We start from the raw sequence: 17,184 nt of genomic DNA on the forward strand, positions 1-17,184 counted from the left end.
TGCCGTTATCCTGCTTTCAGCATCCTGGACTGTGGCGTCTGCCTAGACTGGCAGTCATCCCGGAACAGGACTCGATCATGCTCAAGAATCAGTTGAAAGACCCCAGCCTGCTGGTAGACCGCGCCTACGTCGATGGGCAATGGATCAGCGCTGACGATGGTGCAACCCTGACCATCAGCGACCCGGCCACCGGCGAGACGCTGGCGCAGGTGCCGGCCCTGCAGGGCGTCGAAACCCGACGTGCAATCGAAGCGGCCGATCGCGCCTGGCCTGCCTGGCGCGCACGTCCCGCGGCCGAACGCGCGGCGCTGCTGGAGCGCTGGCATCAGGCAATGCTCGACAACGTCGAAGACCTGGCGCTGATCATGACCCTTGAGCAGGGCAAGCCGCTGAACGAGTCGCGCGGCGAGATCCGCTACGGTGCCAGCTTCGTCAAATGGTTCGCCGAAGAGGCGCGCCGCTCGTACGGTGAAACCATTCCCGCCCCCAGCGCAGACCGTCGCTTGATGACCCTCAAGCAGCCGGTGGGTGTCTGCGCCGCGATCACGCCGTGGAATTTCCCCAACGCCATGATCACCCGCAAGTGTGCGCCAGCCTTGGCCGCAGGGTGCCCGATCATCGTCAAGCCATCGGACCTCACGCCCTTGTCAGCCCTGGCGCTGGCGGTGCTGGCCAAACGCGTGGGCATTCCTGCCGGGGTGTTCAATGTCATCACTGGCATGCCCGCCGGGATTGGCGAAGAACTGACCGGCAACCCGGTGGTGCGCAAGATTTCCTTCACCGGTTCGACGCCCGTCGGCCGTCTGCTGATGCGCCAGAGCGCTGAACACATCAAGCGTCTGAGCCTTGAACTGGGCGGCAACGCGCCCTTCATCGTGTTTGACGACGCGGACCTGGAACAGGCGGTGACGGGCATCATGCTCAGCAAATTCCGCAACGCCGGGCAGACCTGCGTGTGCGCCAACCGGATTCTGGTGCAAAACGGCATCTACGACCGTTTCGCTGCACGGCTGGTGGAAGAGGTCGCCAAGCTCAAGGTCGGCAACGGCCTGGAAGAGGGCGTGACCATCGGCCCGCTGATCAACCCGGCAGCGGTCAGCAAAGTCGCCCGGCATATCGACGGTGCGCTGAGCCAGGGGGCGAAACTGCTGCACGGCGGCTCTCCCGACGGCACCAGCCAGTTCGTCCAGCCCACGGTATTGGGCGATACCCACGCGGGCATGCTGCTGGCCAACGAAGAAACCTTCGGCCCGGTCGCGCCGCTGATGCGCTTCACAGATGAAGCCGAAGCGCTGGCACTGGCCAACGCCACGCCTTATGGCCTGGGTGCGTATTACTTCACCCAGGACCTGCGTCGCTCATGGCGTTTCGGCGAGGCGCTGGAGTTCGGCATGGTCGGCCTCAACACCGGCATCATCTCCATGGAAGTCGCCCCGTTCGGCGGCATCAAACAATCCGGCCTGGGCCGCGAAGGCTCCAGCTACGGACTGGATGAATACCTGGAAGTGAAGGCGTTTCATGTGGGCGGGTTGTAGCGTTCAGAACGGCGTACCAACGCGGAGCGTCGGCACGATAGTTGAGATTATCGTTCCTCACGCTCCAGCGTGGGGAACGATAATCCAACGCATCAGTAACCCTGGCCGCGATCCACCTGCCCCTGCATCGCTTCACCACGCTCAAAACGGCGAATGTTATCGAGCAGGCCAGGAAAGGCGCTTTCCGGCTGGGTCATGGCCGCCACATGCGGGGTCAGCAGGATCTTCGGGTGGGTCCAGAACGGATGGTCGGCTGCTGCCGGTTCCCGCTGCAGCACATCCAGTACCGCAGCGCTGAGTTGGCCGCTGTCCAGCGCTTCCAGCAAGTCCGCTTCCACCAGATGCCCGCCACGACCCATATTGATCAGCGCGGCACCCTTGGGCAATTGTTCGAAAAGCTGACGATTAAGGATGCCTTCGGTCTGCCCGGTCAGCGGCAGTACACACAGCAAAATGTCGCACTGCCCCAGAAAGGCTTGCAGTTGCCCTTCCCCGGCATAGCACTCGACAGCGTCGATTCGATGCTCGCTGCGCGCCCAGCCCGACAGTTGGAAACCGAACGGTTTGAGGCTCGACAGAATATGCTGCGCCTGCAACCCAAGCCCCATCACGCCCACTCGACGTTGCCTTGCCGGTATCAGCGGGTGGGCTTTCCAGACGCCTTCAACCTGCTGCTGCCGATAACGCAGCATTTCCCGGTGCAGGGTCAGCACGGCAAAGGTTGCGTACTCACACATCCCGTGACTGATGCCGGGGTCCAGCAGACGCACCACCGGCAGCGATTTCGGAATACGGCTCAGGTCCAGCTGGTCCACACCTGCCGAGAGGGCGAACAGCACTTTCAGGTTGGGCAGCAGCTCCTGCAGATCATCGGGCGCCAGCCAGGCACCCAGATAGTGGATGTCGGCCGGGGCGCCGATGTCCGGCCATACCCTCCATTCAATGTCCGGCGCGTGCTCGGCAAACAGGACGCGCCATCGTTCGGCACGTGCGGGATCGGCTTTGTAGAGCAGGGCGGGCATGGGCATTTCCTGAGCATGAAAGGGGAGCCCCATCATGCCGCAAATGCAAAGCAGGATCTGTCGAAACGCCTGCTTCCTGGCCTCTCCAATGTCCGAAAAGCGCCGCTGCCCGGCAGATTGCATGGCGATTTGCGGGCATGAAGGAATCTGCCGTTTGCAAGGCGAAAAACAGTCGATATGGACATCTGAGGGGGCAAGTTCGGCGTAGATCATTTCGCTGAACGCTTAACCTGAACAGCATCGCAGCCACCCCGCCGGCTGCCTGGCCCACGACAGGTATAACCATGAACAGCAAAGTCGACGAAACCCCTCATCTGCTCCGCCAGCGCGATCAGTTCGTGCCGCGCGGGATTGTCACGGCCCACCCGCTGGTCATCGACCGGGCACAGGGTTCTGAATTGTGGGACGTCGATGGCAAGCGCTATCTGGATTTCGTCGGCGGTATCGGCGTGTTGAACATCGGCCACAACCACCCGAACGTGGTCGCGGCGATTCAGGCGCAACTGACCAAAGTCACCCACGCCTGCTTTCAGGTGGCGTCCTATCAGCCCTATCTGGACCTGGCCAAACGCCTGAGCCATCTCATCGCGGGCCAGAGCGGCATCGATCACAAGGCCGTGCTTTTCACCTCCGGCGCCGAAGCGGTCGAAAACGCGGTGAAAATCGCCCGCGCCCACACCAATCGCCCGGCAATCATCTCGTTCCGCGGCGGTTTTCATGGCCGTACGCTGCTTGGCACCACGCTGACCGGCATGAGCCAGCCGTACAAACAGAATTTCGGCCCTATGGCCCCCGAAGTGTTCCATACGCCGTACCCGAACGAGTATCGCGGCGTGACCAGCGAAGTCGCGCTGGCGGCGTTGCACGAGCTGTTGGCCACTCAGGTTGCACCGGAGCGTGTGGCGGCGATTCTGATCGAGCCGATGCAGGGCGATGGCGGCTTCCTGACTGCGCCTGTGGAGTTCATGAAGGCCTTGCGTGCGCTGACCGAGCAACACGGCATCGTGCTGATTGTCGATGAAATCCAGTCCGGTTTCGGGCGGACCGGCAAATGGTTCGGTTTCGAGCATTCGGGTATCCAGCCTGATCTGGTGACCGTGGCCAAGAGCCTGGCGGGCGGCATGCCGCTGTCGGGCGTGGTCGGGCGTGCCGAGATCATGGACGCACCGCTTCCGGGCGGCCTGGGCGGCACCTACGGCGGTAATGCGCTGTCGTGCGCCGCTGCGCTGGCGGTGATCGACACGTACGAGCAGGAAAACCTGCTGGCACGCGGCGAGCAGTTGGGCGAACGTCTGCGTGCGGGTCTGCTTGCGCTCAAAGAACGTTACGCGTGTATTGGCGACGTGCGCGGCACGGGTTTCATGCTCGCCATGGAGCTGGTCAAGAATGACGCGGCACGCAGTCCGGACGCCGATCTTAACCAGAAGGTCATCGATCAGGCGCGCATCGGCGGCCTGCTGGTGATCAAGTGCGGCGTGTACCGCAACGTCCTGCGTTTCCTGGCCCCACTGGTGACCACCGAGCAGCAGATCGATGAAGCACTGGGCATTCTCGACGCTGCCTTGGCACGAGTATTGAAGTCCAGCTGAGCGCAAGCGTGGTCGCGGCCGTCGCGAGACGCTGCGACCACCCGCGCTGGGGATCATTGTTGAATGGAGACGTTGCCTGCCATGGGGCTTATTGATTACCGCGCACTGCTGATCGATTGTGATGAAGTGCTGGTGGACCGTGATTCAGGTGTCTGGGCGGCGTTGCAGCCGTTGCTGGAAAACGGCCTGAATACACCGGAGAAAGATCAGGTGCTGACCGAGTTCAATGACGTGGTCCGCACCTTGTACCCGCGCTTCGACGAACTGGGTTTCAGCGGGCTGCTGTGCTTTGCGCATCGACAGCTGGCCGAACGCCTGGGGCTCAAGGCGAGTTGGGAAGAGGGCATGACCTTCGCCCGCTCGGTGCCGAACTGGACGCTGTTCGAGGATGCGCCCGGCGCGATGCTCTACCTGCGCAAGTTCTATCGATTGCTGGTGTACGCCGACCGCGACCTGCAGGATCGCGGTGTGCTGTGCGAACGACTGGGGCTCGAGCCCGACAGCCTGCTGTCACTGACCACCCACCCGCTGAACGACACGGCGTGGCTTGCCGACATGGATCTGGAGCCGCGTGACACCCTGATAGTGTCACGCCCTCCGGCCTCGGCGCTGAGTACTGGCGGGCTGTGCCTGATCCGCCGCAGCCGTGAGCAACACCGTCAGCCATGCACCGCCGACCTGTGCATCAACAGCATGGCCGATCTGGTCGCTCAGCATCAGCTGTCTTTACGGCGCTGATTTTGCTAGAAGGTAGGCACCGTGAATGGCAATACAAGAGGTAGGTAATGGAAGGCTTGGTCAAACTGGATCGGATTGATATCAATATTTTGGTAGAACTCCAGAAAGACGGGCGCATGACCAACGTCAGCCTGGCCGATGCCGTCGGACTTTCCGCGAGCCCTTGCCTGCAACGCGTCAAACGTCTGGAGTCGGCAGGTTATATTTCCAGCTACAAGGCGCACCTTAATCTGGCCAAGATCACCGAATCGGTCACCGTGTTCACGGAAATCTCCCTCAGCGACCACAAGCGCGAAGACTTCGCTAAATTCGAAGCCAACATCCGTCACGTCGACGAAGTGCTGGAATGCCACCTGATCAGCGGCGGCTACGATTACCTGGTGCGCTTCATGACCCGCAGCATTCAGCATTACCAGGAAGTGATCGAAGAGCTGCTGGACAAGAACATCGGCATCTCCAAGTACTTCAGCTACATCGTCATCAAATCCCCGGTCATGAAAGACGGCGTACCGCTGCGCAAACTGTTGCGCCACTGAAGCTCCAGCCAAGAGGACGCGGAGCGTCCGGAACGGCATACCCACTTCAAAGCATGGGCACGAGGGCCATGTGGATTGTGGGAGTGACCGGGACGGCGATCTGCATTGCTTCGAAGGCGGTGGTTAAAGCGACCTGATATCAAGGCTGACTGGCCTCTTCGCGAGCAAGCTCGCTCCCACAGGATGGGTGTATCGCGCTGAGCCACGATGGTGTTTGCCCGGACACCTCGCGCGCCACCCGCTCTGCGATATCCCTGACACCTATCGTTCCTCACGCTCCAGCGTGGGAATGCCTTGCGTGACGCTCCGCGTCACAGATCTGCGCAGCACCGCATACGCAGCCGTGAATACCGGGCAAAGAATATGTATTTCTGAAATTCTGGCATAGGGCTACTATCCGGACGGCACTTTGGCCGGGCTTTTGCTCGTGCAGATTTGAAAACCGGCAGGAGCCCCTGTCGTCATGGATTTCAAAAGGATGTGTTCGATGCCCGTAGCCCCTCGTTTCCTTGACCATTACCGCAAGGCCGACCGGATCATGCTGGGTCTGATCTGGCTGTTGTTCATCTACGCGCTCGGGTTGGCGTTCTGGTTCGACACCTTCACCCAGGCAGTCGTCGTCGGTGGCGGCACCGCGGTGGTGCTGACCGGGCTGTATCGGGCCATCGGCGGCACCCGATTGATGCGTTGCTGCTTCGGTGTGGGCCTGATGGTCATGACCGCGCTGCACATCAATCAGACCCACGGGCAGGTCGAGATACATTTCGGCATCTTCGTCCTGCTGGCAGTGCTGACCTTCTACCGCGACTGGCTGCCGATTCTGGTCGCTGCCGTCACCATCGCTCTCCACCACATCGTTTTCCATGCCTTGCAGCATTCCGGCTTCCCGGTGTACGTCATGCACCACGGCTTCGGCTGGAGCATGGTCCTTGTGCATGCGGTGTATGTAGTCGTTGAAAGCGCGATTCTGGTTTACCTGGCCGTGCAGAATCAGGCCGAGGCGGTCGAGAATCAGGACATGCTGGACCGGATGCTGGCCACCACCAACCAGTTCTCTACCGATAGCCAGTCCAGCGAGCGCTCGGGCAAACATGTCTCGCTGGCGCAACGTTTCGAGCAGTTTCTGGCGCAGATCACCAGCCTGGTCGACGGTGTGGTACGTGACACTCGCGGGCTGGGCGAACTGGGTCATGACCTCGCCAGGGCCAGTGGTACGCTGGAAACCGGTGCGCAGCATCAGCTCAGTGAAATCGCCCGCATGACCAGCGCCATGCAGCGCATGGGCGAAGCCATGAACGATATCTCCAGCCACGTCGCGCAAGCTGTGCAGCGGGCCGGTGACGCCAGCGATCAGGTCGCCCACGGGCGCGACAGTGTCGACCGTGCGCAGAGCGAAATCACCCAGCTTGCCGCACGCATCACGACCACCGATGAAACCGTACAGGCCCTGGCCAACCAGTCAGAACAGATCGGCAAAGTGCTGGACGTGATCGGCAGCATTGCCGAGCAGACCAACCTGCTGGCCCTCAATGCTGCAATCGAAGCCGCACGCGCCGGTGAGCAGGGCCGAGGCTTTGCGGTGGTGGCGGACGAGGTGCGCAACCTCGCGCAGCGCACAGCGTCGTCGACAAAGGAAATCCAGACCATCATCGAAGACCTGCAAAAAGGCAGTCGTCAGGCCGCTACGGCCATGAACGACAGCCTGCAGGGCGTCGGGCGTTGTGTCGAGGACAGCCAGCGCGCTTCGGAATCCTTGCGCGCCGTCGGCGAAGGCATCGGCCATATCACCCAGCTCAACGGCCTGATTGCCACGACGACCGAACAACAGTCCACCGTCAGCCGGGAAATTGCCGATCAGCTGCGCTCGGTACAGACCATCGCCGAGCACACCGCTGCCAATATCGGTGTGTTGGCGACCAGCAGCCAGAGCCTGTCGCCGCTGGCCATTCGCCTGGAAGCGCTGGGCCAGAGCTTTCACGCGTAGCTTTCGGGCTCAGGCAAACACCAGCCCCGATGAGCGCAGCAGTTCCTGAGTGTAGGCCTGCTGCGGTGCGGCGAAGATCTCACGGGACGGGCCCTGCTCGACCACCTTGCCGTCCTTGATCACGATCAGATCATGGGCCAGGGCGTGAACCACCGCCAGGTCATGGCTGATGAACAGGTACGTCAGACCGCGACGGATTTGCAGGTCACGCAGCAGGGCGACGATTTGCTTTTGCACGGTCCGGTCGAGCGCCGAGGTCGGCTCGTCGAGCAGGATCAGATCCGGTTCAAGCACCAACGCCCGTGCGATGGAAATACGCTGGCGCTGACCGCCGGAAAACTCGTGCGGGTAACGATGCCGGGTGGCCGGGTCCAGGCCGACTTCCTGCAACACGCGGATCACCGTCTGTTCCCGCTCTTTCGGCGTACCTATGTTGTGCGTCACCAGGCCCTCGGCAATGATCTGTTCCACGGTCATGCGCGGGCTGAGGCTGCCGAACGGGTCCTGAAACACCACCTGCAACTGGCGACGCAACCGGCGCATCAGGTGCTGACTATGCAGGCTCAGTTCCTTGGTGCCGAAGCGTATGCTGCCCTCTGAATCGACCAGCCGCAAAATCGCCTGACCCAAAGTCGATTTACCCGAACCCGACTCGCCGACAATGCCCAGCGTCTTGCCCTTGAGCAGCTCGAAACTCACCCCGTCCACCGCCTTCACATACTGCGGCTCACGTTTGAACCAGGCCTTGCCCAGCGGGAACCAGACCTTCAGGTCCTGCACCGACAGTAGCGTGTTGCTGTGCGTGGACGGCACCGGTTCGCCATCCGGCTCGGCATTGATCAGCAGGCGGCTGTAAGGGTGCTGCGGACTGTCGAACAGGGTCTGGCAATCGGCCTGCTCGACAATCTCGCCCTCACGCATCACGCAGACCCGCTGGGCGATGCGCCGCACCAGATTGAGGTCGTGGCTGATCAGCAGCAGCGACATGTTCAGCCGCTGTTGCAGGGACTTGAGCAATTCCAGAATCTTCACCTGCACGGTCACGTCCAGCGCGGTGGTCGGCTCGTCGGCGATCAGCAGATCCGGCTCGTTGGCCAGCGCCATGGCAATCATGATGCGCTGCCGCTGTCCGCCCGACAGTTGATGCGGATACGCCTTGAGACGTGACAGCGGGTCACGAATGCCGACCAGTTCCAGCAGCTCCAGGGTGCGGCTCAGCGCGGCCTTGCCCTTGAGGCCCTTGTGGGTCACGAGGATTTCACCGATCTGTTTTTCGACCGTGTGCAGCGGGTTCAGCGAACTCATGGGCTCCTGAAAAATCATCGCCACGCGATTGCCGCGCAGGCTGCGCAACTGCTTGTCGCTGGCGCTGACCAGATCCAGCCCGTCGTAACGAATCGAGCCCTGGGTGCTGACGGTTTTCGCCGGCAACAGACGCAGAATCGAATGCGCCGTGACCGACTTGCCCGAGCCGGATTCGCCCACCAGCGCCAGGCACTCGCCACGACGGATGTCGAGGCTGACGCCATGCACCACTTCGCGGCCGTTGAAAGCGACCCGCAGGTCGCGAATTTCAATCAGGTTGTCTTGCATGTCAGCTCCGAGGATCGAACGCGTCGCGGCAGGCTTCGCCGATGAACACCAGCAGAGAAAGGATCAAGGCCAGCACCACGAACGCGGTCAGCCCCAACCAGGGCGCCTGCAGATTACGCTTGGCCTCGCCGATCAGCTCGCCCAGCGACGCACTGCCCGCCGGCATGCCGAAGCCGAGAAAATCCAGCGCAGTGAGGGTGGCGATGGCGCCGGTGATGATGAACGGCAGGTAGGTCAGGGTGCTGGTCATCGCGTTGGGCAGGATGTGCCGCCACATCAGCGCAGCGTCGGTCAGGCCCAGTGCGCGGGCGGCTTTGACGTATTCCAGATTGCGCCCGCGCAGGAACTCGGCACGCACCACGTCAACCAGCGACAGCCAGGAGAACAGCGCCATGATCCCCAGCAGCCACCAGAAACTGGGGGACACGAAGCCGGACAGAATAATCAGCAGGTACAGCACCGGCAGCCCCGACCAGATCTCCTGAATGCGCTGGCCGATCAGGTCGGTCATGCCGCCGTAGTACCCCTGAATCGCCCCGGCACACACGCCGATCACCGTGCTGATCGCGGTCAGCAGCAGCGCGAACAGAATGGAAATCCGCGCGCCGAACAACACCCGCGCCAGCACATCACGGGCCTGTTCATCCGTGCCCAGCCAGTTGATGTGGTCCGGCGGGCTGGGCGATGGCGCGTCCAGGTCGTAGTTGATGGTGTCGTAGCTGAACGGGATCGGCGCGAACAGCATCCAGCCGTTTTTTGCCGCGATCAGCTTGCGCACATAATCGCTGGCATAGTCCGGCTCGAAAGGCAGCTCGCCGCCGAAATCGGTTTCCATGTAGGTGTGCAACACCGGGTAATACATCTGCCCGTCGTAGCTGACCAGCAGCGGCTTGTCGTTGGCGATCAGTTCGCCGCACAGGCACACCAGCATCAGGCCGATGAAGATCCACAGCGACCACCAACCGCGACGGTTGGCCTTGAACAGGTCGAAGCGACGCCGGGTCTGGGGAGAGAACTCGAACATCAGGCGCTCCTCGCGGAAAAGTCGATGCGTGGGTCGACCAGCGTGTAACACAGGTCACCGATCAGTTTGATCAGCAGGCCGAACAGCGTGAACAGAAACAGCGTGCCGAATACGATGGGGTAGTCGCGCGAGACGGCTGCTTCGTAGCTCATGCGCCCCAAACCATCGAGGCCGAAGATGGTTTCGATCAGCAGCGAGCCGGCGAAGAACACCTCGATCAAGGCCTGCGGAATACCGGCGATCACCAGCAACATGGCGTTGCGAAACACGTGGCCGTACAGCACGCGATGCTCGGTCAGGCCCTTGGCGCGCGCCGTGACTACGTACTGGCGGCTGATCTCGTTGAGAAAGCTGTTCTTGGTGAGGATGGTCAGCGTGGCGAAGCCGCCGATTACCAGCGAGCTGACTGGCAACACCAGGTGCCACAGATAGTCCTTTACCTTGCCCCAGGTGCTCAGGCTGTCGAAGTTTTCCGAGAACAGCCCTTGCGCCGGAAACCAGCTCAGGTAACTGCCCCCGGCAAACACCACGATCAGCAGAATGGCGAACAGAAACGCGGGCGTGGCGTAACCGATGATCACCAGCGTGCTGCTCCAGACATCGAACGCGCTACCGTGCCGCACCGCCTTGCGAATGCCCAGCGGGATGGAAATCAGGTAGGTGATCAGCGTCGCCCAAAGCCCGAGGGACAGCGACACCGGGAGCTTTTGTGCAATCAGTTCGGTGACCGGCGCACCGCGGAAGAAGCTGGTGCCGAAGTCCAGCTGTGCGTAATTCTTGAGCATCAGCCACAGTCGTTCGTGCATCGGTTTGTCGAAACCGTAATGTTCCTTGATCTGCTCGATCAGCGCCGGGTCCAGCCCACGGGTGCTGCGGCTGGCGGTGCCGCTTGCGGCTACTTCGCCCCCGCCGCCCCCCACACCGTTGGGGCTGAAGCCCTGAATGCGCGCGATGGCCTGCTCGACCGGTCCGCCGGGAGCGGCCTGCACGATCAGGAAATTCACAATCAGAATGGCCAGCAGCGTGGGAATGATCAGCAGCAGGCGTCGAATCACATAAGCCAGCATCTCAGTACTCCTTGGCGGCGGCAGGCTTGCCGGTCAGCGCAGCGGCCTGAGCATTGGTCAGCGGCGTCGGGCTGATCTGCCACCAGGTTTCCAGACCAACGTCATAGGTCGGTGCCACATCCGGCATGCCGAAACGGTTGGCGAACACCAGTGGCGTGCCCTTGGAGTAGTAGTTGGGAATCATGTAGTAACCCCATTGCAGGACCCGGTCCAGGGACCGTGCGTAGAGCACCATGTCATTGCGCGTATTGGCGCTGACCAGCCCGTCGATCAGCGTGTCCACCGCAGGATTGCGCAGCACCATGGCGTTGGAGCTGCCCACTTCGGTGGCGCTTTGCGAGCCGTACAGGTTGTACAGCTCACGGCCAGGGGAAATGATCGGATTACCGTTTTTCGGCAGGTTGACCACGATCATGTCGTAGTCCCGCGCATTGAGCCGGTTGATGTACTGCGCCGAATCGATGCGCAGGAAATCCAGGGTGATGCCGATCTGCGCCAGCGTGCGCTTGAACGGCAGAATCAGCCGGTCGAAACCGCCCTGACCGTCGATGAAGCTGAACACCATCGGCTCGCCCGCCGCGTTGACCAGCTTGTTGTCCTTCGGATGCCAACCGGCTTCGGCCAGCAGCTTGAGGGCCTGCAACTGCTTGTCACGGATGTAGCCGCTGCCGTCGGTTTTCGGTGGCTGATAGACCTTGCTGAACACCTCTTCCGGCACTTGGCCGCGCAAGGGCTCGAGAATTTTCAGCTCGGCCGGGGTCGGCAGCTCGGTGGCGGCCATGTCGCTTTTCGGGAAATAGCTTTGTTCGCGCACGTAGAAATTGCGCATGACCCGACGATTGATCCAGTCGAAATCCCACAGCAACGACAGCGCCTCGCGCACGCGGCGGTCCTTGAACATGGGTTTGTCCAGATTGAACACAAAGCCCTGCGCGGCGACCGGACGTTGCGGTGCGAGGATGCGCTTTTGCAGGCGCCCGTCGTCAATCGCCGGGCCGCTGTAGCCGACCACGAAGCCTGAAGAGGAGAACTCGCGGTTGTAGTCGAACGTCCCGGCCTGCAGCAACTGGCGGGCGATTTCGGTGTCGCCGTAGTAGTTCACGGTGAGCGTGTCGAAGTTGTACAGGCCACGGCTGACCGACAGGTCCTTGCCCCACCAGTTCTTGACCCGTTCGAAGGTGACGCTGCGCCCGGCGTCAACCTTGGCGACCCGGTACGGCCCGTTGCCCAAAGGCGGCTCGAAACCGCCGCCGTTGGCGAAGTCGCGGGTCTTCCACCAGTGTTCGGGGAGGATGTGCAGGCTGGCGATGTCCAGCGCCAGCATGCGGTTGAGGTTGTTCTTGAAGTCGAAGCGAATCTGCAGCGGCCCTTCGATGGTCACCTCTTTGACGTCAGCGAACATGGGTCGATAACTGAAGCTGGCCTTGGTGGTTATCAGCTCGAAGGTGTAGCGCACGTCTTCGGCGGTGACGGGCTTGCCGTCCTCGAAGCGCGCCTTGGGGTTGAGGAAAAAACGAATCCACAGACCGTCCGGGTCCATCTCCATCTTTTCCGCGATCAGGCCATACACCGTGTACGGCTCATCCAGCGAGCGATAGGCCAGTGGCGAGTACACCCAGCTGTCGACCTCGCGCACATTGATGCCCTGATCGACGTAGGGATTGAGGTAATTGAACTGGCCGATTTCTTCCGCCGACCGGGTCAGCGAACCACCCTTGGGAGCGTTCGGGTTGACGTAATCGAAGTGCTGGAAACCGGCCGGGTATTTCGGTGCCTCGCCATAGACGGTCAAGGCGTGGGTCGGCGTCGCCAGCACAGTCTGCCAGCCACTGCACAGTGCAACACCCAGAAGCAGGCGCCGCAGAAAACGGTTAAGACGCGACATGGTGGGGCTTTCCTCGTACGCACTGAATGACGGAACACTGCGAAAAAGCCCCCGGCCGGGGAAGGCGGATGAAACCTGGGCCGGAGGGGGCGAGCTCGCAATCTGACGTGGCCCACGGAGCGTTATGGGCCACGTCGTCACACTCAGAAGTGGTAAGTCGCGCGGGCGAACAGGGTGCGGCCCAGCGGGTCGGCGTAACGAGGGTCGTAGCCGGACTGGAAGTTGTAGGCCTGGTTGGAGAACGGCGGGTTGCGGTCGAACATGTTGCGCACACCGGCGTCGATATCCAGCACTTTGTCGAAGGTATGACCCACCGACATGTCCCACAGCGCATACGACGCGACCCGCGCATTGGTGGTGCGGTCGTAGTCGTTGTAGCCGCTGGTGAAGCGGTTGGTGATGGAGGCGCGGGTATCGCCCAGTGCCCAGGTACCGGTCAGCACGTGTTTCCAACGCGAAATCACGCCGTCGCCCTGGAAGTCGCCGACCTTGTCGGTGTACGGGCCGTCGATGATGTTCTGGAAGTCATAACGCGTCACATAGGTGCCGGTCATGCCCAGACCGAACTGACCATAAGGCGTGTTCGGGAAGCGATAGTCGAGGGTTACGTCGACACCGCTGGTCTTGACGATGCCCAGGTTGGCGTTGCCGGTGACGATATTGGCGATCGAACCGTCGGCAGCGCGCACGTAGCGGTCGGCGTAGGTGTTGGGGTCATCGAACACGGTCGACTCGGGGAACGCCTGGATCTGGTTGGAAATGTGAATCCACCAGAAATCCAGGCCCATCGACAGGTTGTTGACCGGCTGATAGACGAAGCCCAGCGTCATGTTGCGGGCTTTTTCCGGGGCCAGCTCGGTGTTGCCTCCACCATTGTTGAGGAACTGCTGCTGGCAATCACGACCGGCGTTACCACCCGGCTGGACGACGCCACCGGCACACAGAACCGGGTCGTTGTAATAGCCCTGGGTGAAAGTCGTACTGCGCGGGGCATACAGTTCGTAAAGCGACGGCGCGCGGAAACCTTCGCTGTAGGCACCACGGACCACCAGTTGCTTGAACGGCTGGTAGCGGAACGAGTATTTCGGGTTGGTGGTGCTGCCGAAGTCGCTGTATTTGTCGTGACGGACGGCGGCGGTCAGTTCAAGGCTGTCCAGCACGGGCACGTTCAGTTCGGCGTATTCCGCCTTGACGCTCCTGTCGCCTTCGACGCTACCGGCGGCATCTGCGCCCAGGCTGCTGATGTCGTTGACGTAGGCTTCGTACTGCTGATGCATTTTCTCTTTGCGGTATTCGCCGCCCAACGCCAGACCCGCAGGGCCTGCACCGAACCAGTCACCGATTTCCCGGCTGATGCGCGCATCGAGCCCGGCCACCCGGCCCACAGCACTGGAGTACTGGCCGTGATATTCGTTGGCATCGATCAGTGCCTGACCGGCAGCGGTTTGCGGGCCGAACGGGTTAAGGGTGCCATTGGCCAGGCCGTTGAGCATTGCAGCGTCACTGACATAACCGTTGGTGAGCGATGACAGGACTTTGTTCTGGTTGTAAGAAGCACCTACGTTGTAGTCCCAGCCGCCCACCAGGCCGTCGAAGTTCAGCAGGAAACGCTGGCTGGTGTTCTGGTCGCTGGACCCGCGTGGCCCGGCTGCGGTTTCTCGCCAGGCTGTGCTGATCGGTTGGGTCGGGTCGAGAGTAAAGTCGGTCGGTGCCGGAGTGATGCCGTTGCCGGGATAAAAAGGCGACGATGAGTCCAGAGACAGGCCGGTAAGGGGCGCAGGCCCGATATCGGTATGGTTGTTGTTACGAGCCCAGAAGTATTCGAGGCTGACGTTATGATCGTCTGCCAGCTTGCCGGTGGCCTTGCCAAAAAACGAGGTCTTTTCGGTTTGCGGGATCAGGTCGATGTATTCACGGGTGCTGAACCGGCAGATGCCGTTGCTGGCGATCAGGTTAGGGCCGCCGCAGTTTCTGCCCAGCGGGTTCGCAGAGTTGTCACCCTGGAAGTAATTGCCGGGATAGGCCGTACCGGAGGTCTGATTGAGCCCGCGTCCTGGCACGTAATCTCTGGCAAACGAGCGGTCGTTGGCGTCCAGGTTTTGCTGCTTGTTGTAGTTGAATACACCCATGACGTTGAAGCGGTCTTGCTCCAGATCGCCAAAGCCCCAACTGGCGCTCATGTCCTTGGTGGCACCGCCGCCGCTGGCGGTCGGGGTTTCTCCACCCAGGGTCAGGCTGCCGTCGGTCAGGGATTTTTTGGTGATGAAGTTGATCACACCGCCAATGGCGTCAGTCCCGTATAGCGCCGAGGCGCCGTCACGCAATACTTCCACACGGTCGATGGCGGCAAAAGGGATCATGTTCAGGTCGATGGCGCTGCCGTTGGGCGTGCCCACACCCGACAGTGCGTTATTGGCCAGACGGCGGCCGTTGAGCAGCACCAGCGTCTTGTTGGCGCCGATGCCGCGCATATCGGCAAACGAGGCACCACCTGTTCCGGCGCCGACCGAGCCTGCGCTGTTGTTGATCGACTGGCTGCCGGTAATGCGCTGGACCATTTCCTGGGTGGTGGTCACGCCCTGTTTCTTCAGGTCGTCGGCGCGCAGGATGGTTATCGGCACGGCGGTTTCGGCATCGACCCGGCGGATTGCCGAACCGGTGACTTCTACACGTTGCAGTTGAGTTGTGGCAGGCACAACCGCTGCACTGGTGGACACGGCCGAGCCGCTGGTATCCGCATCGACGGCATCTGCCGCCTGGGCACCGCTCATGCCCATGGCCAATGCACAGAGCAGGGCACGTGGATGACGCCGGACCGCGAGGGCCAGTGGTTTGAGGGTGCAACCGGGAAGATTCATCAGCATGGTTAGTTCCGACTTGATCCAGACATTATTGAAATGGCCTTGTGAGCCCTCTGTTCCCGACGCGGTTGTGCCGAGCGGGAGTTCCACTTCTTCTTTTTCCAGCAAGCCGCTCCCCTCCAAGGGCTTTTCAGCCCACGGACAACCGCATTCACGGGGGTCGGGTCAGACGGCTTCGCGAGGCGAAGCCACCCGGTCAGTCGAGCGTCATTTCGCTGTCATGACGGATATCTTCGTAATGCCGGAACGTTCGATGGAGGCCATGGCCTTGGCCACCTGGCCATAATTCACGGCGGTATCGGCCTGCAACTGAACGCGGATTTCCGGGTCCTTGGCCTTTTCGTCCTGCAGGCTTTTTTCCAGCAGCTCCGGGGCGATTTCCGATTTGGCGAGGTAGAACTTGCCGTCCTGATCGACGCTGACCACCACCGGGTTTTTCTTCTCGGCGGGGGCGACTGCGTCGGTCTTGGGCAAGTTGACCTTGATCGCGTTGGTCATCAGCGGCGTGGTGACGATGAACACCACCAGCAGCACAAGCATCACGTCGACCAGCGGCGTGACGTTCATTTCGCTGAGTACTTCATCGCTGTCCTGAGTGGAGAAAGACATTAGCTGGCCTCCCGAACGGCATGGCCATTCTTGCTGGCGATGGGCTGACGGGTGACCGCGAAGGCGCTGCGCTGGGCGAGGGCGTCGAAGTCGTGGGCGAAGTCATCCATGTCGGCCACGGCGAGCTTGAGGCGGCGCAGGAAGAAGTTGTAGATCAACACTGCTGGCACGGCTACGGCGATACCCACACCGGTGGCGACCAGCGCGTGACCGATAGGCCCGGCGACCGCTTCAAGGCTCGCCGAGCCGGTCACACCGATGCTTTGCAGTGCTTCCATGATCCCCCAGACCGTACCGAACAGGCCGATGAAGGGCGCGGTGCTGCCGATACTCGCGAGAATTGCCTGACCACTTTCCAGTGCGCGACGCTCTTTTTGTATCTGCTGGCGCAGGTTGCGCTCCAGACGGTCCGAGCGGTTGATGGTGTGCGCCAGTTGTTGCGTGGTGCGCGGCGACTCATCGACCGCCATGGCTTCGAAGCCACTATTGGCGATACGCGCCAGCGCGCCGGGGTATTGCGCAGAATGCTCGGCAGCGGTGAGCAGGTCCGGTGCGCTCCAGAAGGCTTTGGTGAATTGTTTGTTCTGGGACTTCTGGCGCACGTACTGCGCCGACTTGATCAGCAACAGTGCCCAACTCAATACGGAAAACAGAATCAGTGCCCAGAGCACGGCCGGGACGATCATGGAAGAGAGCGATGCGTTCATGGTTTAAACCTCACCAGCTTTGATAATTGAATAG

General features: G+C 61.5%; 13 protein-coding genes. 5 read left to right on the plus strand and 8 right to left on the minus strand.

What is annotated here, in order from left to right; genetic code table 11:
- Window positions 1–77: 77 nt before the first annotated feature.
- A complete protein-coding gene (locus ACW55A_RS23990; protein WP_455808377.1) occupies window positions 78–1,535 on the plus strand; it encodes an NAD-dependent succinate-semialdehyde dehydrogenase in 1,458 nt (485 codons plus the stop codon).
- Between the two features lie 92 nt (window positions 1,536–1,627).
- Here ACW55A_RS23990 and ACW55A_RS23995 read toward each other — a convergent pair whose 3' ends face one another.
- On the minus strand, window positions 1,628–2,557 hold the full coding sequence (locus ACW55A_RS23995) for a 2-hydroxyacid dehydrogenase (protein WP_455808378.1): 930 nt from the start codon (window positions 2,555–2,557) through the stop codon (window positions 1,628–1,630).
- A gap of 284 nt (window positions 2,558–2,841) precedes the next feature.
- Here ACW55A_RS23995 and gabT point away from each other — a divergent pair, with 284 nt between their 5' ends.
- The 4 genes from gabT (at window position 2,842) to ACW55A_RS24015 (ending at window position 7,404) form a co-directional block, all read left to right on the plus strand.
- On the plus strand, window positions 2,842–4,146 hold the full coding sequence (gabT, locus tag ACW55A_RS24000; protein WP_054082330.1) for a 4-aminobutyrate--2-oxoglutarate transaminase: 1,305 nt from the start codon (window positions 2,842–2,844) through the stop codon (window positions 4,144–4,146).
- A gap of 63 nt (window positions 4,147–4,209) precedes the next feature.
- Window positions 4,210–4,884 (plus strand): HAD family hydrolase, encoded by a 675-nt coding sequence (locus ACW55A_RS24005; RefSeq protein WP_498811674.1) that lies wholly within the window; start codon window positions 4,210–4,212, stop codon window positions 4,882–4,884.
- Between the two features lie 47 nt (window positions 4,885–4,931).
- A complete protein-coding gene (locus ACW55A_RS24010) occupies window positions 4,932–5,420 on the plus strand; it encodes an Lrp/AsnC family transcriptional regulator (protein WP_002555947.1) in 489 nt (162 codons plus the stop codon).
- A 487-nt stretch (window positions 5,421–5,907) separates the two neighbouring features.
- Window positions 5,908–7,404 (plus strand): methyl-accepting chemotaxis protein, encoded by a 1,497-nt coding sequence (locus ACW55A_RS24015; RefSeq protein WP_058397877.1) that lies wholly within the window; start codon window positions 5,908–5,910, stop codon window positions 7,402–7,404.
- 9 nt (window positions 7,405–7,413) lie between these two features.
- Here the strand turns inward: ACW55A_RS24015 and ACW55A_RS24020 are convergent, their stop codons facing one another.
- The 7 genes from ACW55A_RS24020 to ACW55A_RS24050 all read right to left on the minus strand — a co-directional run bounded on the left by ACW55A_RS24020 (window position 7,414) and on the right by ACW55A_RS24050 (window position 17,150).
- The gene (locus ACW55A_RS24020; RefSeq protein WP_498811675.1) at window positions 7,414–8,997 is read right to left on the minus strand and encodes an ABC transporter ATP-binding protein; all 1,584 of its coding nucleotides are present in this window, start codon (window positions 8,995–8,997) and stop codon (window positions 7,414–7,416) included.
- 1 nt (window position 8,998) lies between these two features.
- Window positions 8,999–10,021, minus strand: a complete 1,023-nt coding sequence (locus ACW55A_RS24025; protein ID WP_003435077.1) for an ABC transporter permease — start codon at window positions 10,019–10,021, stop codon at window positions 8,999–9,001.
- A complete protein-coding gene (locus tag ACW55A_RS24030; RefSeq protein WP_005745742.1) occupies window positions 10,021–11,088 on the minus strand; it encodes a microcin C ABC transporter permease YejB in 1,068 nt (355 codons plus the stop codon). The genes ACW55A_RS24025 and ACW55A_RS24030 overlap by 1 nt, the downstream gene beginning before the upstream one ends.
- A gap of 1 nt (window position 11,089) precedes the next feature.
- Complete coding sequence (locus tag ACW55A_RS24035) at window positions 11,090–12,973, minus strand: extracellular solute-binding protein (RefSeq protein WP_151342564.1); 1,884 nt, start codon at window positions 12,971–12,973, stop codon at window positions 11,090–11,092.
- A 143-nt stretch (window positions 12,974–13,116) separates the two neighbouring features.
- The gene (locus ACW55A_RS24040; protein WP_498811676.1) at window positions 13,117–15,837 is read right to left on the minus strand and encodes a TonB-dependent receptor; all 2,721 of its coding nucleotides are present in this window, start codon (window positions 15,835–15,837) and stop codon (window positions 13,117–13,119) included.
- Window positions 15,838–16,041: 204 nt separating this feature from the next.
- Window positions 16,042–16,443 (minus strand): ExbD/TolR family protein, encoded by a 402-nt coding sequence (locus ACW55A_RS24045; RefSeq protein ID WP_002555939.1) that lies wholly within the window; start codon window positions 16,441–16,443, stop codon window positions 16,042–16,044.
- On the minus strand, window positions 16,443–17,150 hold the full coding sequence (locus tag ACW55A_RS24050) for a MotA/TolQ/ExbB proton channel family protein (RefSeq protein WP_002555938.1): 708 nt from the start codon (window positions 17,148–17,150) through the stop codon (window positions 16,443–16,445). The genes ACW55A_RS24045 and ACW55A_RS24050 overlap by 1 nt, the downstream gene beginning before the upstream one ends.
- Window positions 17,151–17,184: the final 34 nt, after the last annotated feature.

The organism is Plantibacter cousiniae (nom. nud.), assembly GCF_977070315.1.

Coding starts and splice junctions, on each gene's coding strand:
- ACW55A_RS23990 (WP_455808377.1), top strand. CDS start 78: ATGCTCAAGAATCAGTTGAAAGACCCCAGCCTGCTGGTAGACCGCGCC.
- ACW55A_RS23995 (WP_455808378.1), bottom strand. CDS start 2,557: ATGCCCGCCCTGCTCTACAAAGCCGATCCCGCACGTGCCGAACGATGG.
- gabT (WP_054082330.1), top strand. CDS start 2,842: ATGAACAGCAAAGTCGACGAAACCCCTCATCTGCTCCGCCAGCGCGAT.
- ACW55A_RS24005 (WP_498811674.1), top strand. CDS start 4,210: ATGGAGACGTTGCCTGCCATGGGGCTTATTGATTACCGCGCACTGCTG.
- ACW55A_RS24010 (WP_002555947.1), top strand. CDS start 4,932: ATGGAAGGCTTGGTCAAACTGGATCGGATTGATATCAATATTTTGGTA.
- ACW55A_RS24015 (WP_058397877.1), top strand. CDS start 5,908: ATGCCCGTAGCCCCTCGTTTCCTTGACCATTACCGCAAGGCCGACCGG.
- ACW55A_RS24020 (WP_498811675.1), bottom strand. CDS start 8,997: ATGCAAGACAACCTGATTGAAATTCGCGACCTGCGGGTCGCTTTCAAC.
- ACW55A_RS24025 (WP_003435077.1), bottom strand. CDS start 10,021: ATGTTCGAGTTCTCTCCCCAGACCCGGCGTCGCTTCGACCTGTTCAAG.
- ACW55A_RS24030 (WP_005745742.1), bottom strand. CDS start 11,088: ATGCTGGCTTATGTGATTCGACGCCTGCTGCTGATCATTCCCACGCTG.
- ACW55A_RS24035 (WP_151342564.1), bottom strand. CDS start 12,973: ATGTCGCGTCTTAACCGTTTTCTGCGGCGCCTGCTTCTGGGTGTTGCA.
- ACW55A_RS24040 (WP_498811676.1), bottom strand. CDS start 15,837: ATGCTGATGAATCTTCCCGGTTGCACCCTCAAACCACTGGCCCTCGCG.
- ACW55A_RS24045 (WP_002555939.1), bottom strand. CDS start 16,443: ATGTCTTTCTCCACTCAGGACAGCGATGAAGTACTCAGCGAAATGAAC.
- ACW55A_RS24050 (WP_002555938.1), bottom strand. CDS start 17,150: ATGAACGCATCGCTCTCTTCCATGATCGTCCCGGCCGTGCTCTGGGCA.